The sequence below is a fragment of the Duganella sp. 1224 genome, assembly GCF_013408245.1.
In the GTDB taxonomy this organism is placed as follows: Bacteria; Pseudomonadota; Gammaproteobacteria; order Burkholderiales; family Burkholderiaceae_D; genus Rugamonas.
This window is the reverse complement of sequence record NZ_JACBYS010000009.1, coordinates 19,122-38,901: the sequence shown is the minus strand read 5'-3', so window position 1 is coordinate 38,901 and position 19,780 is coordinate 19,122. Positions and strand designations below refer to the sequence as shown.

Here is a 19,780-nt window from a genome sequence, read left to right as displayed (position 1 = left end):
ATCAACTCACCGTAAAGCACCGGGGCCGCTATCTGGCGGCCCCGGTTGTTTCAGATCACTCGTAGGAGAAGATCGAGCCCAGTTGGTCCATGCGCTCCAGCGCCATGCCCGAACCGCGCACCACGCAGGTCAGCGGATCTTCCGCCACCAGCACCGGCAGGCCGGTTTCTTCCATCAGCAGGCGATCCAGGTCACGCAGCAGCGCGCCACCACCGGTCAGCATCATGCCCTTCTCGGCGATGTCGGCGCCCAGTTCCGGCGGGGTTTGTTCCAGCGCGTTCTTGACGGCCGACACGATGTTGTTCAGCGGGTCGGTCAGCGCTTCCAGGATCTCGTTGGACGAGATGGTGAACGAACGCGGGATACCTTCCGACAGGTTGCGGCCCTTGACTTCCATTTCCTTGACTTCCGAGCCAGGGAAAGCCGAACCGATGGCTTTCTTGATCGCTTCCGCGGTCTGTTCGCCGATCAGCATGCCGTAGTTGCGGCGGATGTAGTTGACGATGGCTTCATCGAACTTGTCGCCGCCCACGCGCACCGAACCCTTGTACACCATGCCGCCCAGCGAGATGATGCCCACCTCGGTGGTGCCGCCGCCGATGTCCACCACCATCGAGCCGGTGGCGTCCGATACCGGCAGGCCGGCGCCGATGGCCGCCGCCATCGGCTCTTCGATCAGGTACACCTGCGAGGCGCCGGCGCCCAGCGCCGACTCGCGGATCGCGCGGCGTTCCACCTGGGTCGAGCCGCACGGCACGCAGATGATGATGCGTGGCGATGGACGGAAGAATTTGGAGTCGTGCACCATGCGGATGAACTGCTTCAGCATCTGCTCGGTGACGGTGAAGTCGGCGATCACGCCGTCTTTCATCGGGCGGATCGCCTCGATGTTGCCAGGTACTTTACCCAGCATCTGCTTTGCTTCTTTACCAACTGCCTGGATGGTCTTCTTGCCATTCGGGCCGCCTTCCTGGCGGATGGCGACCACCGACGGTTCATCAAGGACGATACCTTGGCCGCGGACGTAGATCAGGGTGTTGGCCGTGCCCAAGTCAATGGCCAGGTCGGAGGAGATGTAACGACGTAAAAAACCAAACATTAAAGTGTCCCGTGGCGCTACCAGTGTGCGCGTAAACCGTTAAGTGAAAAATTCTGTCCGAATGCGGCGGCAGCAATGATTCAGCGCCGACAACGCATCAACCCGCCATTCTACCTTATAATTTGACTGCGATTTAGCCAAAATCCACCCAAAAGTGTGATGCCTGAGACCGCGATTTAAGCGGCATTCGTCGGCAGTTACCGACGGATAGGCAGAATTTCAAGTTTTTTATCAATATCACAACGAAGCTCCGCCATGTCCCTGACCTTATCCGACGTAAACCGCATTGCCAAACTGGCCCAACTTGAGATGAGCGAGCAGCAAAGCGCGACCGCGCTGGAGCAGCTGAACGGCATCTTCGCGCTGGCCGAACAGATGCAGGCGGTCGACACCGACGGCGTCGCTCCGCTGAGCCATCCGCTGGCAGCGCACATGAACAACATCGCGCTGCGCCTGCGCGACGACGTGGCCAGCGAACCGAACCGCCGCGACGACTACCAGGCCGTGGCGCCCAAGACCCAGGACGGCCTGTACCTGGTGCCGAAAGTGATCGACTAACGGACCGCAGAACCATCCGCCGTCATTCCGGCGCAAGCCGGAATCCATAGAACGCTGGCCGATCCGCGCAGCATGGATTCCGGCGTTCGCCGGAATGACGGGGGACGACGCAACGAATTAACTGAAACGCCATGCACACCAAAACCATTAAAGAGCTGTCCGCCCTGCTGCAAAGCAAAGCGATTTCCGCCACCGAACTGGCCACGCACTTCCTCGACCGCATCGAAAAGAGCGACCTGAACGCCTTCCTGCACGTCGATCGCGCGCTGACGCTGGCGCAGGCCGCCGACGCCGACGCCCGCATCGCCGCCGGCACCGCCACGCCGCTGACCGGCGTGCCGATCGCCCACAAGGACATCTTCGTCACCAAGGGCTGGCGCTCGACCGCCGGCTCGAAAATGCTGGCCAACTACGTCAGCCCGTTCGACGCCACCGTGGTCGAGAAGTTCCGGCAAGCCGGCATGGTCACGCTGGGCAAGCTGAATTGCGACGAATTCGCCATGGGCTCGGCCAATGAAAACTCGGCCTTCGGCGCGGTGAAAAACCCGTGGGACAAAAGCGCCGTGCCAGGCGGCTCGTCGGGCGGCTCGGCGGCGGCAGTGGCCGCGCGCCTGGCGCCGGGCGTCACCGGCACCGACACCGGCGGCTCGATACGCCAGCCCGCCTCGTTCTGCGGCATCACCGGCATCAAGCCGACCTACGGCCGCGTGTCGCGCTTCGGCATGATCGCGTTCGCCTCGTCGCTGGACCAGGGCGGCCCGATGGCGCAGACCGCCGAAGACTGCGCGCTGCTGCTCAACGCCATGGCCGGCTTCGACGAACGCGATTCGACCTCGCTGACGCCGGAACTGGGCGGCGTGGACGAAGACTTCACCCGCGAACTGGGCCAGCCGCTGACCGGCCTGCGCATCGGCGTGCCGAAGGAGTACTTCGGCGAGGGCCTGTCCAAGGACGTGGAAGACGCGGTGCGCGCCGCGCTGGCCAAGTACGTGGAACTGGGTGCGACGCTGGTCGACATCTCGCTGCCGAACACCAAGCTGTCGATTCCGGCCTACTACATGATCGCGCCAGCGGAAGCGTCGTCCAACCTGTCGCGCTTTGACGGCGTGCGCTACGGCTTCCGCGCCGAAGGCTACAAGGACCTGCAGGACATGTACCGCAAGACCCGCGACCAGGGCTTCGGCAACGAAGTCAAACGCCGCATCATGGTCGGCACCTATGTGCTGTGCCACGGCTACTACGACGCCTACTACCTGAAGGCGCAAAAGATCCGCCGCCTGATCGCGCAGGACTTCGAAAAAGTGCTGAATGGTCCGGACGCCGTGTGCGACGTCATCATGGGCCCGGTGGCGCCAACCGTGGCGTGGGACCTGGGCGACAAATCGGACGATCCGGTGGCCGCCTACCTGGCCGACATCTACACGCTGTCCACCAGCCTGGCCGGCCTGCCCGGCATGTCGATCCCGGTCGGCTTCGGCGCCAAGAACCGCCCGGTGGGCCTGCAGATCATCGGCAAGCACTTTGGTGAAGCCAAGCTGCTGAACGTCGCCCACGCTTACCAGCAGGCGACCGACTGGCACACCCGCGCTCCGGCCGGCATCTAAGAATCAAATCAAGCGAGAACACTATGGAATGGGAAGTCGTCATCGGTATTGAGAACCACGTGCAGCTCACTACCGCATCTAAAATCTTCAGCGGCTCGCCGACCACGTTCGGCGCCGAGCCGAACACGCAAGCCAGCCCGGTGGACCTGGCGCTGCCTGGCGTGCTGCCGGTCATGAACAAGCAAGCCGTGGACCGCGCCATCCGCTTCGGCCTGGCCGTTGGCTCGACAATCGCGCCAGCGTCGATCTTCGCCCGCAAAAACTACTTCTACCCCGACCTGCCGAAGGGCTACCAGATCAGCCAGTTCGAAGACCCGGTGGTGCAGGGCGGCGCCATCACCTTCGGCTACGAGAAGGATGGCGAATTCGTCACCAAGACCGTCAACCTGACGCGCGCCCACCTGGAAGAAGACGCCGGCAAATCGCTGCACGAAGACTATGCCGGCATGTCCGGCATCGACCTGAATCGCGCCGGCACGCCGCTGCTGGAAATCGTCTCCGAGCCGGAGATCCGCAGCGCCGCCGAGGCGGTGGCCTACTGCAAGGCGCTGCACTCGCTGGTGATGTGGCTGGGCGTCTGCGACGGCAATATGCAGGAAGGCTCGTTCCGCTGCGACATCAACGTCTCCGTGCGTCCGAAGGGCCAGAAGGAATTCGGCACCCGCTGCGAGATCAAGAACCTGAACTCGTTCCGCTTCATCGAGGAAGCCGTGCACGTGGAAGTGCGCCGCCAGATCGAGCTGATTGAAGACGGCGGCAAAGTGGTGCAAGCCACCCGCCTGTACGATCCGGACCGCAAAGAGACGCGCGAAATGCGCAGCAAGGAAGACGCGCAGGATTACCGCTACTTCCCGGACCCTGACCTGCCGCCGCTGGTCATCTCCAACGCCTGGATCGAGCAGGTGAAAGCGTCGATGCCGGAACTGCCGGCGGCGATGCGCGAACGCTTCGTCAGCGAATACGCGTTGCCGGAATATGACTCGCTGGTGCTGACGCAGTCGAAAGCCATGGCCACCTACTACGTCGCCGTGGTGGATGCCGCCGGCAAGGACAACGCCAAGGCCGCCGCCAACTGGCTGATGGGCGACGTGTCGTCGACGCTGAACCGCGAAGGCGTGGACATCGCCGACGCGCCAGTCAAGCCCGCGCAACTGGCGCTGATGCTGAAGCGCATCGCCGACGGCACCATCAACAACAAGACCGCCAAGGAGCTGTTCGGCGACATGTGGGCGGCCAAGTCGGACGACGACAACCTGGTCGACGCGCTGATCGAATCGAAAGGCCTGAAGCAGATCTCCGACACCGGCGCGCTGGAAGCGATCGTCAATGAGGTCATCGCCAACAACGCCAAGTCGGTGGAGCAGTACCGCGCCGGCAAGGAAGCCGCCATCAACGCCCTGATCGGCCAGGCGATGAAAGCCTCGCGCGGCAAAGCCAACCCGGCCCAGCTGACCGAACTGCTGAAAGCCAAGCTGGCCGGCTAAGTTCGCGCCAGGACGGCACAAAGCCCCACCAGGCCTGGCCTCGTGGGGCTTTTTTGCGTGGTTTTACATCGCCGCAACGCCGCTTAACGGCCAGCTGAGCGCATAATGCCCCATGCGCCTCGCTCTCCTCTCCCTCCTGCTGCTCACCGCTGCCGCCATGGCCGATCCGGTGGACATCGACAAAGCCAAGAAAGACTTGGCCAAGATCGACCGCGAACTGCGCGAAGCGCCAGCGGTGCCGGACTTCGGCAAAGAAAAACCCTACAGCCGCGAGATCACCGAAATCGCCGACGCCTATATCGGCACCGGAGAAGACTCGCGCGGCGTCTACGAGTCGCCGGACGGCACCACCTACTACACCGAAACCATTCGCGGCAAAACCAGCTGCTCCATGACCGGCGCGGTCGGCAACCCCGCTGGGAAAGGCGGCGGCGCCACAAAGATCCAATGCCCCTCCTCCATGGCCAACTTCAAAAAGTATTGATACAGATCAGCCAACCGCCAGCACACGCTTGGTATGGCCGCACCTCTTGGCGAGAATGACAGCCAGCCCTACAAGAGGTGTGCCTATGCTGACCATACTCAACCTGGAAGAAATTTCCGCCGCACGGCTACACGATGCACAGAGCCTGTACGCGGCAGGGCGTTACGACGGCGCTTACTATCTGGCAGGGTACTCGCTTGAGCTGGCACTCAAGGCACGCCTCTGCAAGACGCTGAATTGGGCTGACTTTCCCATGACTCATAAAGAGTTTGAACGTTTTCGCTCATTCAAGGTCCATGATCTGGAGGTCCTGCTGAAGTTAAGTGGTTACGAACCAGCAATAAAGGGCAAGCAGCTCCCCGAGTGGTCGACCGTGAAGGTTTGGCAGCCAGAAGTTCGCTATCGTCCGATTGGCTTTGCCAATGAGAAATCTACAAGCGAAATGCTGCGTGCAATCGATACCTTGATGGGCAAATTATGAATACCTTTATTGAGAGAATGAAGTGCATAGAGCAACGCGTTTCAGAACAATATGGCCCTTTCGAATTATTCGCGCTCTTTCGGCCGGATACCACATTACGTCTTTGGGATATCCTCATCTCCGCCCAATGGATCGAGGACGACCGGCTGGCCGCGATGCGCATCATTGCCGAGCAGATGAATCAGGTGTTCTCCATCACCGAGATTGTCCAGTTCTCGGGGTTTGTGATCATTGAGCATGATTACGAAGGCTTGCGGCAGTTCCAATCCGAAGTTGACGTCGAACACGGCATGCGTGAGTTTCGCAACGTCACCTTTTTCGACGTGCCGATCCTGCACGCTTACGTCATCACGTCACACCACGCGGCGGATAGCGCTCTGCTGATCTAGCAAATTAAAGTATACATTTTTGTCTAGAACGGCTACGCTACATCCATCGATCGATGTGGAGGCGCCATGAGTATTCCCAAACCCACCGCCGGAGAGCTGGAACTGCTGCAGGCACTGTGGCCGCTCGGCCCGGCCACGGCCAAGCAGGTGCACGAGGCCATGTTGGCGGACAAGCCGGACCTGGCCTACGGCACCGTGCTGCGGCTGATGCAGATCATGCACACCAAAGGCATCCTGACGCGCGACGAAAGCCAGCGCTCGCACATCTACGCGCCGGCGCAGGCACAGGACACGCTGCAACGCAGCCTGCTCAAGGACCTGATGCAGAAAGCCTTCGCCGGCTCCGCCAAGGCGCTGGTGCTGGCCGCGCTGCGCAACGGCATCTCGAAAAAAGAGCGCGACGAAATCGAAAAGCTGCTGAAGGATGACCCGCAATGAGCGCCTTCACCTTCGCCCTCGGCCTGACGCTGATGCACTTCCTGTGGCAAGGCCTGCTGCTCGGCTGCGCCGCCGCCGTGGCCCTCACGCTGCTGCGCAACAGCCGCGCCGAATACCGCTACCTCGTCGCCTGCTGCGCGCTGCTGACCTGCCTTGGCTGGCCGGCGCTGGAGCTATGGCAGCGGCTGGCCAACGATGCCGATACCACCAGCGCCAGCATGCAGGCCCTGCCCTGGGCCGCGCGCGCCCTCGCCGGCGACGCCGACTGGTTCAACCTGCGCGATTCGGTGCGCGGCGTGGTCGGCCTGTGGGCCTTGTGCGCGGCCGCGCTGGCGCTGCGCCTGGTGGCCGGCCTGCTGTGGATCGACCGCATGGCGCGCCAGCCGGGCGCCGGTGATCGCACAACGCAGCGCCGCCTGCAAGCCGAACTGGCGCAACTGGCGCAACGCTTCGGCATCACGCGCGAGGTCCGCGTGCGCCTGGTCGACACGCTGGCCAGCCCGATCACCGCCGGCTGGTGGCGGCCGGTGGTCATGGTGCCGACCGCGCTGGTCACCGGCATGCCACCGCAGCTCCTGCAAGCGCTGCTGGCGCATGAACTGGCGCACATCCAGCGCCACGATTACCTGATTAACCTGCTGCAGAACGTCATCGAAACGCTGCTGTTCTACCACCCCGCCGTGTGGTGGCTGTCGAACCGCGTCCGCCTCGAACGCGAACTGATTGCAGACGCAGTCGCCGCAAGGCAGCTGGGCGAACCGCGGCGCCTGGCCCTGGCGTTATCGGAACTGGAGCGGCTCCGGTTCTCCCATCATCAACTGGCCCAAGCGGCCAATGGAGGAGATTTAATGCAGCGCATCCAACACCTGCTGCGGCCGGCGCCGCAGTCCCTGAACTGGAAAGCCGCCATCGCCATGCTGGGCGTGGCCATGGCCTGCGTTTCGGTCTACGCCGAAGCCACCGCCGCCGACAAGAACGCCGCCGGCAACCGCCACGCGCTGGTCGACTTTGACAAATGCAGCAAGCCGGCCTGGCCGGAAGGCGCCATGGCCGCCCGACGCGCCGGCACCGTGCAGTTGAACTTCCTGATCGGCAGCGATGGCGCGGTCAAGGACGCGAAGGTCGACCGCTCCAGCGGCCACCCGGACTTGGACGAAGCCGCACGCGCCGGCATCGCCCAATGCCATTTCAACCCAGCCCTGAAGGCCGGCAAACCGGTCGCGACCTGGCAGAAGATGCAGTACGTCTGGGTGCTGGAATGAAGCGTGCCGCCGTTGCGGTCTTGCTGGCGGCGGCGCTGCACAGCGCTGCCGCCGGCGTCGATCCTGAAGTCGACCTGCGCAAGGCGGAGCTGGAGGCGGCAAGCGCCCGCGCGGCAGTGCTTCAACCTGCGCCGACGTCGAACGATGCGGCCAGGGCCAGGTCGGCGCTGAATAGCACGCTGCAACGGCTGGGCAACCAACGCTCGTTTGTTGGCGACGACCATGGCGCCATGGCCGCCTTCGATGAATTGACATTGTCCCGCGCTACCGGCGGCGCCAGCGCCGACGCGGAAGATCTCGCGCGGCTCGCCAGCGCGCGGGAAGAAGACGCCATCGGCGCCATCGTCCGGGAAGCCGGCAAGCACCGCGTGGTCATCTTGAACGAAGCGCACCACGTGCCACTGCATCGCGCCTTTGCCATGCGACTGGCGCGAGAGCTGCGCCGCATCGGCTACAGCTGGCTGGCCTGCGAAACGTTCGAGGAGACGCCATTCCGCAAAGGCTATCTGGCGCTGTCGGACGGCTACTACTCGCGAGAACCGGCGTTCGGCAACTTCCTGCGCGACGCCAAGGCGGATGAATGGCAGCTGGTGCAATATGAACCATTCGACCTGCCCTCCGGCGGCACCATGGCCGAACAGACGGCGCAGCGCGAGCGCGGCGAGGCGCGCAATCTGGTGGCGCGCATCTTCTCCCGCCATCCGGACGCCAAAGTTTTCATCTATGTCGGCTACGGCCATGTGCGGGAGAAGCCGGGCGTGGATGACGGCAGCGGCCCCGCAATGATGGCGGCACAACTCAGGCAGATGACCGGCCTTGATCCGCTCACCATCGACCAGACCACGATGATGGCGCACACCGATCGCGCCGCCGAGCATCCACTGTACGCGGCGGCCCTGCGGCAGCCGCACGAGACACCGTTCGTGCTGCGTACCCCGGATGGTGGCTATGCGGTATTCGGTTCCTACCGTTCTGCCGTCGACATGCAGGTCGTGCATCCACGATATGGCGTGGATGCCGACAGTGGCCGGGCAGCCTGGCTGCGCACCCTGTCCGGCTTCCATGCTGCCGAGGCGCCGGCCGCCATGCGCAACGCCGAAGCGCCCTCCTATGTCTACGCTTATCCACAAGGCCAGCCGGAGAATGCGGTGCCGGTGGATGTGGTACGCCTGACGCCGGGCCTCCCCGCGCCGAAGTTGATGCTGCCGGATGGCCAATTCCGCTTCACCATCCAGCAGTAGCCTCACATGCCCTTGAACCGGTGCTGGAAGCGCTGGCTCACGGGCAGCCGCGATGCATGGCCGCGCAGATCAAGCCACACCGCACCGTCGGCGTCGCGGCTCACCGCCGCAATGCGCTTGACGGCCACCACATAGCCGCGGTGGATCTGCCAGAAGCCCGCTGCTTCCAGCTGTTCGGCAAGTTCCTTCAATGGCGTGCGGATGTGCGCCTCCATCTGGTCCGTGACCACTCGCGTGTGCTTGAATTCCGCACCGAAGTACACCACTTCGCTCAGATCGATAAAGTGGATGGTGTTGCCAACGCTGGCCTGCAGCCAGGCCGGCGGCGTCTTCTTAGGCGCCAGTTGTTGCACCAGCCGCGCCAGGTCCGGCGGCGGTGTGCCGAGCCGCGCACGCAGGCGCTCAATGGCGCGCGCCAACCGCACTGCATCGACGGGTTTCAGCAGATAGTCGACCGCGCCTTCGTCGAACGCCGCCAGCGCGTGTTCCTGGTAGGCGGTGACAAACACCACGTGAATGCGCGAGCCGAAGGTGCGCGCCACCTCCAGCCCGTTCAGGCCGGGCATGCGGATGTCGAGAAAGGCGATGTCCGGCTGCAGTTCGCGTGCCATGCGCAGGGCTTCGACGCCGTCGCTGGCCACGCCAACCAATTCCGCCTCCGGCCACAGCGCAGCCAGCGTGGCGCGCAATTCGGCCTGCAGCAGCGGCTCGTCGTCGGCGATCAGGATGCGCGGCGCGGTCATGGGGCCACCGGCAAGGTCAGTTCGGCGGCCGTCCAGCCGTCCGCGCCCATGCTCAGGCGCAGGCTGGCCGCCGGGCCGTACAGTGCTTCCAGCCGCTGCCGTACGTTGCGCAGACCAACGCCGCTGCCCAGCACCGCCTGACCGCTGCCCACGCCGGCGCCATTGTCGCGCACCGCCACCAGCACAGCATCGCCGGCGCGCTGTGCCTGCACGGTCACGGTGACGGCGCCGGCGTGCGGCTCAACGCCATGCTGCACGGCGTTTTCCACCAGCGGCATCAGCATCAGCGGCGGCAGCGCCAGATCGCGCACGTCGTCGGCGCAGACGATGTGCACGCTGAGGCGCTCGCCGTAGCGGATCGCCATCAGCGCCAGATAGTGGCCGGCCAGTTCGCACTCACGGCCCAGCGTGGACATCGGGCTGCGCAGGTCCGGCAAGGCGCTGCGCAGATAAGCGATCAGGTGATCCAGCGTCTCCATCGCGCGTTGCGGCTCATGACGCACCAGGTAGCGGGTGTTGGCCAGCGTGTTATACAGGAAGTGCGGCTCGATCTGCGCCTGCAGCGCCTTCAGGTCCGACGCCAGCGCCGCCTGTGACAACTGGGCCAGATGCAGTGTGCGTGCCCGCATCTGCGCCATCCACAGCGGCAGCACCAACAACGCGAGCAGCAGCAGCGCCTCCACCGTCATGGCCTGCGATTCGTTCAGCGGATCGATGCCTATCCACGAAAGACCGAGGTGGTAGATCGTTCCCGCCGCCGCCACGCATGCCGGCACCAGGGCCAGCAGCGCCGCCCACACGCCCCACCACGACTGGCAGACGCGATAACGCCGCGCCAACAGCAGCACCGCAGCGCCAAAGACCAACGGCAGCAGCAAGGCCGCAAACAACGCCAGCCAGGTATAGGCGCGCAGCCCCAGCGACGCCATCGCCATGACGGCGGCCAGCCCCGCGCCCAAGGCCAGCTGGCGGCGCGAACACGCCACCACGCGCGCCAGCGCTTGCGGAGCGTCGTCCGGCCCGGTGCCACGACAGGCAATCATAGAGCGGGCTTCTCCGGCAATCGAGTGTAGGACATGACATCCACCGGCACCTCTTTGCCAACCACTTCAAATGACAGCTCGTCGATCCAGACCTGGCCGCTGCCGGCGTTGTTGACGCCGAACGAGATGGTGGTGGCATCGGCCGGCACGTCCAGCGTCACGCTGCGCATCTGCCACGGGGACGTGCCGCGCAGAGGCTGGTCGAAGCTGTTGTAGAACGCACCATTGGCGGGCTGCTCAGCCCGTATCTGCATCCACAGCCCGGCCCATTTGTTGACATTACGGGTCTTGATCTTGGCGCGGAACCGCACCCGCTGTCCCAGATAGCGCTGCGCGGAAATCACCTGCGCCAGCGAGCCATAGCCGGTGTCCTCGCCCTGCACATAGCGCAGGAACTTGGCGCCCTTGCCGCTGCTGGTTTCCACGTTGTCGATGCCGCCCTCGTAGGAGGTCGCATGGTCGCCGGATACGAACCAGGGCGGCGGCAACTTGCCCACCGATTCGGCCGCCACCACCCACAGCGAAGTGGCGGCCAGCGCGGCTGCCATTACATGCAGGGGCTTCATAGCGAAGGCTCCAGCGCGGGCGGGCGACGGCCGGGCAGCTGATCGACCGGCACATCGTTGCCCACCACTTCCAGCGACAACTGGTCGATCCATACTTGCCCCTTGCCGCCATCAATCACACCAAAGTTCAGTGTGGCCGCATCCTGTGGAATGTCCAGCGTGACGCTGCGCAGCTGCCAGTCGGTGGTGCCGGTGATGGGCTTGTCCTGGCTGTTGTAAAACGCCGAGGCATATTTTTCGCCCGGACGCAGAGCGCTCATCCACAAGCCCGCCCACTGGCTCACCTCCCGGGTTTTGATCTGAGCCTGAAAGCGCACCCGCTTGCCCTGGTAGTTTTTGGCAGAAATCTGTTGCGTGAGTGCCCCGTACGATGCACTCTCGCCCTGCACGTAGCGGATAAAGCGGGCCGGCTGGCCGCCAACGGTTTGCTCGCTGTCCACGCCAATCTGGTAGGACCTGGCGGCGCCGCCGCTGAGATACCAGTTTTCCAGCGGGTCGGCTGCGGCTGCCAGGCCGGGAACGGCCAGCAATACTGCGATCAACAGGGTAGGTTTCAATTGCTATCTCCATAAGCATGACGGATTGTCATGCAGCTACTGTGCCCTGTCCAGTGCCAGCGCGGGAAGGCATGCGACAAGCGCGGCCCGGTGCCGACAAACGCGCCGCTGGGCGGATTAGCGGTCGATCCAGGCCAGGATGTCGGCGTAGATGTCTTCGCGATTGAGCTCGTTGAAGTTTTCGTGGAAGTTGCGCGGGTGGCGCTGATAGGTCAGCAGGTGGGCCGGCACCGACTGCAGCATGGCCTCGGCAGCGTCGGCGTCGGCCAGCTTGTCGTCGCCGGCCACGACGGCGAACAGCGGCTTGGTCCAGCCGGGCATGCGCGCCGCCAGGCCCTGTTGCGCGGCCGTCAGCGCATTGCCGAAGCGGACCGTGATTTCGGTGGCGCGTACGCCGTCGCGCTCGTCCTCGTAGTGGCGCGCGGTGATGTCGGCATCGTGGGTCAGTTGGTGCGTCAGCGGCGCCAGCGGCACTTTCATGCGTGGCGCCAGCGCACCCAGCACGCCGGCCAGCGCCAGCAGCAGCGGCGACACCTTGATGGCGTTGACGTAATACGGCGACGACAGAATGAAGCCCCGGATGGCGTCGTCATCGCGGAAGTGGCCGAGTCCCAGGTGGGTGGCGATCAGCGCGCCCATCGAGTGGCCCATCACGTACACCGGCAAGCCGGGATACTGCTGCTTGACCCATTGCAGGAACAGCGCGCTGTCGTCGAGGAAGACGTGAAAGCCGGGGATATCGACGCGGCGCGCGTCCTGATGGCCGCACAGGTCGTAGGCCACGGTGGCGATGCCGTGCTGGCGGAACCAGCGCGCCGGCGTCACATAGTCGCCGCCGTGCGCCATGCCGCCGTGGATGGCCAGGATGACCGCCCGCGGCGCGGCCGGCTCCCACACGTGGACGCGCCGCGCCGCGCCCTGTCCGGCGGCGAAGCTGGCCAGCCTGTCTTCGGCGTAGCGCATCAGGCGGTCAGGGGTCAGGGAGTGATGCTGAGGTTGATGCCCATTTCGACCAGCATGGCCATGTCGGCCAGCGACAGGTCCAGCGTTGGCGTCGACGCGCCGGCATCCGAGGGGAAGGAAATGCGCAGCTCGGCGGCGACGTCGGAGCGCTCGAAGTGGATGCCGCGCGCCTGGCACTCGCTCAGGTAAAAGCGGATCTGCTTGACCAGCTCGGTCGGATTTTCCTCGGTGCCGATGGCAACGTAAAAACCGGAGTCAATGCGCTTGCGGCCGGCGGGCGTGACATCGCCCTTCTGCCAGTCGCCATGCGGCTCACTGGGCAGTCCGTCGCGGACGTCTGCCAAGCCCTCGGGGTCGCCGTGTACCTTCAGTGTTGCGATATTCATGGTCTGCCTTTTTGGTCTCCTACCAAAATAAGGTTACACCATAGAAATATCAAAGTCTAGCAATATAGCCAATCAGGCAACGCCGTACTGGCTGCGGTAGGCCGCCACCGCGTCCTTGTACTGGGCCAGTTGCGGATCGGCGCCGGCGCCGTTGAGGAAGCCGAACAGGTCGTTCAGGTTGCCGATCGAGATCACCGGGATGCCGTATTTCTGGGTCACTTCCTGCACCGCCGACAGCTCCGAGATCTGGCCGTCCTTGCCGCCGCGCTCCATGCGGTCCAGCGCGATCAGCACCGCGCACGGCTCGGCGCCGGCGGCACGGATCATCTCCACCGACTCGCGCACCGAGGTGCCGGCCGAAATCACGTCGTCGATGATGACGACCTTGCCCTGCAGCTTGGCGCCGACGATGGTGCCGCCCTCGCCGTGGTCCTTGGCTTCCTTGCGGTTGTAGGCAAACGAGGTGTTGCGGCCCTTGCCGGCCAGCGCCACCGCCGTGGCCGAGGCCAGCGTGATGCCCTTGTAGGCCGGGCCGAACAGCATGTCGAACTGTACGCCGGAATCGATCAGCGTCTGCGCGTAGAACTGCGCCACCTGCGCCAGCGTGGCGCCGTCATGGAACAGGCCGGCATTGAAGAAGTACGGCGACTGGCGGCCGGCCTTGGTGGTGAATTCGCCGAAGCGCAGCACGCCGGCTTTGACCGAAAACGCAATAAATTCCTGACGTAAATTGTCCATCGTGAAGCCTCATTTCTGTAAAGTGCCGGTATTTTACCGCTACACTAGCGCATTCCGTACTTTCAGCCTCGAATCTTCTATGCCAAAAATCATCTCCGCCAACCTGAACGGCATCCGCTCCGCCGCCTCCAAGGGCTTCTTCACCTGGCTGGCCAAGCAGGACGCCGACTTTGTCTGCGTGCAGGAACTCAAGGCGCAGGCGCCGGACATGACGCCGGAATTCCTCAACCCGGGCGGCTACCACGGCCACTTCCACTACGCCGAGAAAAAAGGCTATTCCGGCACCGGTGTCTACAGCAAGATCGAACCGGACCGCGTGGTGATCGGCTTCGGCTCGCCGGAATTCGACGCCGAGGGCCGCTACGTGCGCTGCGACTTCGGCCAGCTGACGGTGATTTCGGTGTACTGCCCGTCCGGCTCGTCGGGCCCCGAGCGCCAGGAAGCCAAGTTCCGCTTCATGGACCTGTTCCTGCCGCACCTGCAGCAACTGCACGCCGAGGGCCGCGAAGTGGTCATCTGCGGCGACTGGAACATCGCCCACAAGGAAATCGACCTGAAGAACTGGAAGGGCAACAAGAAAAACTCGGGCTTCCTGCCGGAAGAGCGCGAGTGGATGACGCGCATTTTTGATGAAGTGGGTTACGTGGACGTTCACCGCAGCATCGACCCGCGCGAGGAGCAGTACACCTGGTGGAGCAACCGCGGCCAGGCCTATGCGAAGAACGTCGGCTGGCGCATCGATTACCACGTCGCCACCCCGGGCATCGCCGCCAAGGCCACCTCGGTTGCCATCTACAAGGACGAAAAGTTCTCCGACCACGCGCCGCTGACCATCATCTACGACGCTTCCTAAACAGCAGCGGCGGCTGCTGGAACCGTTCACCCCGCACTGCGGCGCACAGGGGTCTGACCCCGTACGGGGTCAGACCCCGACCTTTTGGGGTTGACGCTAAAGGCTCCGCCGCGACCGGAACTCGCGCCATTCGCCACTGATCGGATCGATGAAACTAATGGCGCGAGCCAGCAGTTGCAGCGGTTGCGACACGTCGTCCTGCTTGCATGGCAGCGCCACCGGATAGAAGGCGTCGTTCACAATCGGGATGCCGAGCGACGACAAATGCACACGCAGCTGGTGCTGCCGCCCGGTGTGTGGATACAGGCGGTACAAGGTCAACGCGCCGCGCTGCTCGATCACGTCGATCATCGTTTCGGAATTCGGCTCGCCCGGCTCCTCTTTCATGACGAAGAACTTGTCGCCCTCCACCATGCGGCTGCGATAGGTGAACGGGAACTGCACGTCTCGCAGGTGCGGCGCCAGCGCTTCGTATTCCTTGTCGATCACGCGCTTCTGGAACATCGACTGGTACACGCCACGGCTCTGCGGATTGCGCGAGAAGATCACCACGCCTGCGGTCTCGCGGTCCAGCCGATGGATCGGCACCAGATCCTCTTCGCCCAGCGTTTTGCGCAGGCGCACCAGCAGCGTCTCATGCAGGAAGCGACCGGACGGAATCACCGGCAGGAAGTGCGGCTTGTCGACCACCACCAGGTGCTCGTCCAGGTGCAAGATCTCTTCTTTGAACGGAATCGGCGTCTCCGGCGCCTCCAGTTCGCGGTAGTAGAACATGCGCAGGCCGCGCTTGAAGCGGCTGGTGGGCAGCAGCGGCTTGCCATCGGCATCGACCACGTCGCCGCGCGCCATGCGCTCGCGCCACGCGGCTTCCGACACGTCCGGAAAACGCTCGACCACAAAGCTGATCATGTCAGGCCAGTCGCCCTCCGGCAGATACAGGTAGCTGGGCGCGACACCGTCGCGCATCGGCAAAGGATGACGCGACATGATCAGGAGCGTGGCAGCGCGAGCGAATGGTAAGGCGGCAGCTTGTTGGGGTCCAGCCCCTTGGCGCGCGCGAACACCGGCAGCACCAGGTGCATATTGTCCTGCATGTTCTGGATGCGGTCCTTGCTGGTCGGGTGGGTCGACAGGAAGCCGATCGGCTGGCGCTGATTGACCTGGCCCATCTTCTGCCACAGCGCGATGCCGGCGCGCGGGTCGAAACCGGCGCGCGCCGCCAGGTCCATGCCCACCAGATCCGCCTCGCTTTCGTCGGAGCGCGAGAACTGCAGTGCGGCCAAGCGCGAGGCGCCGCTGCCCACCGCGTCGCCGACGCGCGGGTCCATGCCAAGATAAGCCGCGCCGGCGGCGCCGACGATGCGTGCGACCACCGAGGTAGCGGTGTTCTTGCCCGCCTGCTCGCGCGCGTGTTCGCGCAGCGCGTGGGCGATTTCGTGGCCCATCACCATGGCCACTTCATCGTCGGTGAGATTCAGCTTGGTCAGGATGCCGTTGTAGAAGGCGATGCGGCCGCCCGGCATGCAGAAGGCGTTGACGGTGTCGGAGCGCAGCAGGTTGACCTGCCAGTCCCACTTGGCCGAATCCGGATTCCAGCGCGCGGTGTACGGAATCAGGCGCTTGGCGATACCGCGCAGCCGTATCAGTTGCGGATTGCGGTCGGTGGCGACGGCATCCTTCTTGTGCGCCTCGTTCAGCATCTGGTCGTACTGCAGCTTGGACTGCTGATCGAACTGGCGCGCATCGCCGCCCAGGCCGCGCAGGCGCGACATGCTGGTGACGGGGATGCCATCATCTTGCGCGTGCAGCGACAGCACGCTGGTACAGAGCACCAGCGCCAGCAAGGCGTTCTTTAATTTAGGCTTGTTCATGGCGAGTATTCCAGGGAGCAATTTTCGGCAGCAGCATCATCGCCGGAAACGCGAGGATAAAGCATACGATAAAGAACCAGAACCACCCGGTTTCGGCAACAATATACCCCACCGACGAATTAATGAATGTGCGCGGGACCGCAGCCAGGCTGGAAAACAGTGCGTATTGCGTGGCGGTGTAGCGCGGATCGGTGGCGCGCGACATGAAGGCCACCAGTGCCGCCGCGCCCAGCCCCGGACTGGCGAACGCCTCGAAGCCGTAGACGGCGCTGAGCAGCACCGGGTCCGGGCCGACCTTGGCCAGCCACGCGAAGCCGAGAATGGCGATCGCCTGCAGCACGCCAAACACCCACAGCGCGCGGTTGATACCGAGTTTGATCATCCAGATGCCGGCCACCGCGCCGCCGGCCAGCGCCGCCCACCAGCCGGTGGCGTTGGCCGCCAGGCCAATCTGCTTGGTGCTGAAGCCGATATCGAGGAAAAATTTGGTCGACAGCGCGGTGCTCATGGTGTCGCCGATCTTGTACAGCAGGACGAAGGCGATGATCAGCAAGGCCTGGCGCCAGCCGTCGCGCAGCACGAACTCGCGGAACGGCAGGACCACCGCCTCCTGCAGGTTCTTCGGCGGGGAACCGTACAGCGCCGGCTCCTTGGCCAGCAGCGTGCAGGCGAGGCCCGGCAGCATGAAGGCGGCCACGGTCCAGAACACGATCTGCCACGGCTGGCTGTCCGCCATCACCAGCCCCAGCGCGCTCGGGATCAGGCTGGAGGCCTTGTAGGCGTTGACGATGATGGCCGCACCCAGGCCCTGCTCTTCCTCGGCCAGGATCTCGCGCCGGTAAGCATCGATCACCACGTCCTGGCTGGCCGACATGAAGGCGATGGCAAACACCGCCACCACGATCACCGACAGCTCCAGCTTGGGGTCCAGCATGCCCATGCCACCGATGAACAGGAACAGCGCCAGTTGCGTCACCGCCATCCAGCCGCGCCGGCGACCCAGCGGCAGCACGGTGTAACGGTCCATGAACGGCGCCCACAGGAACTTGAAGGTGTAGGGGAACATCGCCAGGCCGAACAGGCCGAGCGCTTTGACATCCAGCCCGGCCTTGGCCAGCCACGCCTGCATCAGGTAGATCAGCGTGTACAGCGGCAGGCCGGAGCTGAAGCCCAGGAACAGGATGGAGACGGTACGCCCGTTGATGTAGCTGTACCAGGGCTTGGTGTCGGTCATTATTTTCTGCGGAGTCGGAAGACGGCGAGATCGCCGCGCAAATTAGGCAGGAATGATACCCGTTTGCCCTCCGCCAGCGCCACACATTCAATCACTTCCAGCCCGCATTCCTCGGCCAGGTCGCGGAAGTCGTTGATGGTGGCGCAACGCACGTTGGGCGTGTCATACCACTGGTACGGCAGCGACTCCGACACCGGCATGCGGCCCTTCAGCAGCGCCACGCGGTGCGGCCAGTAGGCGAAGTTGGGGAAGGACACAATCGCCTCCTTGCCGACGCGGACGATGTCGCGCAACAGCCCCTCGACGTGCGTCATCATCTGCAGCGACGACAGGCACAGCACCGTGTCGAACGAGTTGTCGCCGAACAGGCCAAGGCCGTTCTCCATGTCCTGCTGGATCACCTGCACGCCGCGCTGGGTCGAGGCCAGCACCTTGTCGTCGGCGATCTCGATGCCGTAGCCGCTGCATTGCTTGTCGCTCTGCAGGTAGTCCATCATCACGCCGTCGCCGCAGCCGACGTCCAGCACGTGCGCCTGGCTGTCCACCCAGTGGGCGATGAAGGCCAGGTCCGGCCGTGCCGCGCTCAGTTCATTGAAATTCATGCCGCACCTCCGATCTCTTTCCATACCTGGTCGTAGTAGGCGCGTACCATGTTCATGTAGCGCGGGTCTTCCAGCAGGAAGGCATCGTGGCCGTGCGGCGCGTCGATTTCCGCGTAGGTGACCTGGCGGCGGTTGCTGATCAGTGCCTGCACGATTTCGCGGCTGCGCTCCGGCGAGAAGCGCCAGTCGGTGGTGAAGGACGCCAGGAAGAACCTGGCCTTGGTGCCGGCCAGCGTCTTGGCGAGGTCGCCGCCATGCTTGCGCGCCGGGTCGAAGTAGTCCAGCGCCTTGGTGATCAGCAGGTAGGTGTTGGCGTCGAAGTATTCGGAGAACTTGTCGCCCTGGTAGCGCAGGTAGGATTCGATTTCGAAGTCGATGCCGAAGCCGAATTTGTAGTCGCCGGTTTCGGCAACGTCGCGTAGCTTGCGGCCGAACTTCTCGGCCATGTCGTCATCCGACAGATAGGTGATGTGGCCGACCATGCGCGCCACGCGCAGGCCGTTTTTCGGCACCACGCCATGCTCGTAGAAATCGCCGCCGCGGTAATCCGGGTCGGACAAAATGGCCTGGCGCGCCACGTCATTGAAGGCGATGTTCTGCGCCGACAGCTTGGCGGTCGAGGCGATCACCACGCAGTGGCGCAGACGGTCAGGGTACATGATGGACCAGGCCAGCGCCTGCATGCCGCCCAGCGAGCCGCCCATGACGGCGGCGAATTGCTGGATGCCCAGTTGATCGGCCAGGCGCGCCTGCGCGGCCACCCAGTCTTCCACCGTCACCACCGGGAAGGCGGCGCCGTAGGGCTTGCCGGTGGCCGGGTTGTGATGCATCGGTCCGGTGGAGCCGAAGCAGGAACCCAGGTTGTTGATCCCGATGACAAAGAACTTGTTGGTGTCCAGCGGCTTGCCCGGGCCCACCATATTGTCCCACCAGCCGGTGCTTTTCGGCTGGCCTTCATATTCGCCGGCCACGTGGTGCGAGGCGTTCAGCGCGTGGCACACCAGCACCGCGTTGGACTTGTCGGCATTCAGCGTGCCGTAGGTTTCGTACATCAGCATGTAGTCGCGCAGCGACGCGCCGCTTTGCAGGAGCAGGGGCTCGGCAAAATGCATGGTTTGCGGCTTGACGTATCCGAGGGATGACATTCGTTGGTTTGGTTGTGTTGGGGCGGCCCCGCGGGCCAA

At 64.1% G+C, this 19,780-nt stretch carries 23 protein-coding genes; 10 read left to right on the top strand and 13 right to left on the bottom strand.

What is annotated here, in order from left to right; genetic code table 11:
* Nucleotides 1-55 precede the first annotated feature (55 nt).
* Complete coding sequence (locus FHW58_RS25130) at nucleotides 56-1,099, bottom strand: rod shape-determining protein (RefSeq protein ID WP_072789105.1); 1,044 nt, start codon at nucleotides 1,097-1,099, stop codon at nucleotides 56-58.
* Nucleotides 1,100-1,354: 255 nt separating this feature from the next.
* Here FHW58_RS25130 and gatC point away from each other — a divergent pair, with 255 nt between their 5' ends.
* The 9 genes from gatC (at nucleotide 1,355) to FHW58_RS25085 (ending at nucleotide 9,040) form a co-directional block, all read left to right on the top strand.
* A complete protein-coding gene (gatC, locus tag FHW58_RS25125) occupies nucleotides 1,355-1,657 on the top strand; it encodes an Asp-tRNA(Asn)/Glu-tRNA(Gln) amidotransferase subunit GatC (protein ID WP_179675926.1) in 303 nt (100 codons plus the stop codon).
* A 131-nt stretch (nucleotides 1,658-1,788) separates the two neighbouring features.
* Nucleotides 1,789-3,261 carry an Asp-tRNA(Asn)/Glu-tRNA(Gln) amidotransferase subunit GatA gene (gene gatA / locus FHW58_RS25120; RefSeq protein ID WP_179675925.1) on the top strand — a complete coding sequence of 491 codons (1,473 nt, stop codon included), beginning with the start codon at nucleotides 1,789-1,791 and terminating at the stop codon, nucleotides 3,259-3,261.
* 23 nt (nucleotides 3,262-3,284) lie between these two features.
* Entirely contained in the window at nucleotides 3,285-4,745 is a 1,461-nt protein-coding gene (gatB, locus tag FHW58_RS25115) for an Asp-tRNA(Asn)/Glu-tRNA(Gln) amidotransferase subunit GatB (protein WP_179675924.1), read from the top strand.
* A gap of 112 nt (nucleotides 4,746-4,857) precedes the next feature.
* Nucleotides 4,858-5,229, top strand: coding sequence for a hypothetical protein (locus tag FHW58_RS25110; protein ID WP_179675923.1), 372 nt, complete (start codon nucleotides 4,858-4,860; stop codon nucleotides 5,227-5,229).
* An 85-nt stretch (nucleotides 5,230-5,314) separates the two neighbouring features.
* Entirely contained in the window at nucleotides 5,315-5,710 is a 396-nt protein-coding gene (locus tag FHW58_RS25105) for a HEPN domain-containing protein (protein ID WP_179675922.1), read from the top strand.
* Nucleotides 5,707-6,099: a hypothetical protein gene (locus FHW58_RS25100; protein WP_179675921.1), complete on the top strand. Its 393-nt coding sequence runs from the start codon at nucleotides 5,707-5,709 to the stop codon at nucleotides 6,097-6,099. The genes FHW58_RS25105 and FHW58_RS25100 overlap by 4 nt, the downstream gene beginning before the upstream one ends.
* A 66-nt stretch (nucleotides 6,100-6,165) precedes the next feature.
* Nucleotides 6,166-6,537 carry a BlaI/MecI/CopY family transcriptional regulator gene (locus FHW58_RS25095; RefSeq protein ID WP_179675920.1) on the top strand — a complete coding sequence of 124 codons (372 nt, stop codon included), beginning with the start codon at nucleotides 6,166-6,168 and terminating at the stop codon, nucleotides 6,535-6,537.
* Nucleotides 6,534-7,799, top strand: coding sequence for a M56 family metallopeptidase (locus tag FHW58_RS25090; protein ID WP_179675919.1), 1,266 nt, complete (start codon nucleotides 6,534-6,536; stop codon nucleotides 7,797-7,799). The genes FHW58_RS25095 and FHW58_RS25090 overlap by 4 nt, the downstream gene beginning before the upstream one ends.
* Nucleotides 7,796-9,040 (top strand): hypothetical protein, encoded by a 1,245-nt coding sequence (locus FHW58_RS25085; protein ID WP_179675918.1) that lies wholly within the window; start codon nucleotides 7,796-7,798, stop codon nucleotides 9,038-9,040. The genes FHW58_RS25090 and FHW58_RS25085 overlap by 4 nt, the downstream gene beginning before the upstream one ends.
* A 2-nt stretch (nucleotides 9,041-9,042) precedes the next feature.
* Here FHW58_RS25085 and FHW58_RS25080 read toward each other — a convergent pair whose 3' ends face one another.
* From FHW58_RS25080 to pyrE, 7 genes are all read right to left on the bottom strand, one after another.
* A complete protein-coding gene (locus FHW58_RS25080) occupies nucleotides 9,043-9,783 on the bottom strand; it encodes a LytTR family DNA-binding domain-containing protein (protein WP_179675917.1) in 741 nt (246 codons plus the stop codon).
* Nucleotides 9,780-10,826, bottom strand: coding sequence for a sensor histidine kinase (locus FHW58_RS25075; protein WP_179675916.1), 1,047 nt, complete (start codon nucleotides 10,824-10,826; stop codon nucleotides 9,780-9,782). Before FHW58_RS25075 ends, FHW58_RS25080 begins: the two co-directional genes overlap by 4 nt.
* Complete coding sequence (locus FHW58_RS25070; RefSeq protein WP_179675915.1) at nucleotides 10,823-11,392, bottom strand: transcriptional regulator; 570 nt, start codon at nucleotides 11,390-11,392, stop codon at nucleotides 10,823-10,825. Before FHW58_RS25070 ends, FHW58_RS25075 begins: the two co-directional genes overlap by 4 nt.
* Entirely contained in the window at nucleotides 11,389-11,949 is a 561-nt protein-coding gene (locus FHW58_RS25065) for a transcriptional regulator (protein ID WP_179675914.1), read from the bottom strand. Before FHW58_RS25065 ends, FHW58_RS25070 begins: the two co-directional genes overlap by 4 nt.
* Before the next feature lie 117 nt (nucleotides 11,950-12,066).
* Nucleotides 12,067-12,912, bottom strand: a complete 846-nt coding sequence (locus FHW58_RS25060; RefSeq protein ID WP_179675913.1) for an alpha/beta fold hydrolase — start codon at nucleotides 12,910-12,912, stop codon at nucleotides 12,067-12,069.
* Nucleotides 12,913-12,926: 14 nt separating this feature from the next.
* Nucleotides 12,927-13,298: a hypothetical protein gene (locus FHW58_RS25055; RefSeq protein WP_179675912.1), complete on the bottom strand. Its 372-nt coding sequence runs from the start codon at nucleotides 13,296-13,298 to the stop codon at nucleotides 12,927-12,929.
* A 72-nt stretch (nucleotides 13,299-13,370) separates the two neighbouring features.
* Nucleotides 13,371-14,036: an orotate phosphoribosyltransferase gene (gene pyrE / locus FHW58_RS25050; RefSeq protein ID WP_179675911.1), complete on the bottom strand. Its 666-nt coding sequence runs from the start codon at nucleotides 14,034-14,036 to the stop codon at nucleotides 13,371-13,373.
* Between the two features lie 79 nt (nucleotides 14,037-14,115).
* On the opposite strand from pyrE, the gene FHW58_RS25045 reads away from it, so the two are divergent.
* Nucleotides 14,116-14,889, top strand: a complete 774-nt coding sequence (locus tag FHW58_RS25045) for an exodeoxyribonuclease III (protein WP_179675910.1) — start codon at nucleotides 14,116-14,118, stop codon at nucleotides 14,887-14,889.
* A gap of 96 nt (nucleotides 14,890-14,985) precedes the next feature.
* Here the strand turns inward: FHW58_RS25045 and FHW58_RS25040 are convergent, their stop codons facing one another.
* From FHW58_RS25040 to FHW58_RS25020, 5 genes are read right to left on the bottom strand one after another with little or no spacing between them, the layout of a single operon-like run.
* Complete coding sequence (locus FHW58_RS25040) at nucleotides 14,986-15,876, bottom strand: pseudouridine synthase (protein WP_179675909.1); 891 nt, start codon at nucleotides 15,874-15,876, stop codon at nucleotides 14,986-14,988.
* A 2-nt stretch (nucleotides 15,877-15,878) separates the two neighbouring features.
* The gene (locus FHW58_RS25035) at nucleotides 15,879-16,760 is read right to left on the bottom strand and encodes a M48 family metallopeptidase (protein WP_179675908.1); all 882 of its coding nucleotides are present in this window, start codon (nucleotides 16,758-16,760) and stop codon (nucleotides 15,879-15,881) included.
* A complete protein-coding gene (locus FHW58_RS25030; RefSeq protein WP_179675907.1) occupies nucleotides 16,747-17,994 on the bottom strand; it encodes an MFS transporter in 1,248 nt (415 codons plus the stop codon). The genes FHW58_RS25035 and FHW58_RS25030 overlap by 14 nt, the downstream gene beginning before the upstream one ends.
* Nucleotides 17,994-18,596: a methionine biosynthesis protein MetW gene (gene metW / locus FHW58_RS25025; protein ID WP_179675906.1), complete on the bottom strand. Its 603-nt coding sequence runs from the start codon at nucleotides 18,594-18,596 to the stop codon at nucleotides 17,994-17,996. The genes FHW58_RS25030 and metW overlap by 1 nt, the downstream gene beginning before the upstream one ends.
* Nucleotides 18,593-19,741, bottom strand: coding sequence for a homoserine O-acetyltransferase (locus tag FHW58_RS25020; RefSeq protein WP_179675905.1), 1,149 nt, complete (start codon nucleotides 19,739-19,741; stop codon nucleotides 18,593-18,595). The genes metW and FHW58_RS25020 overlap by 4 nt, the downstream gene beginning before the upstream one ends.
* Between the last annotated feature and the right edge of the window lie 39 nt (nucleotides 19,742-19,780).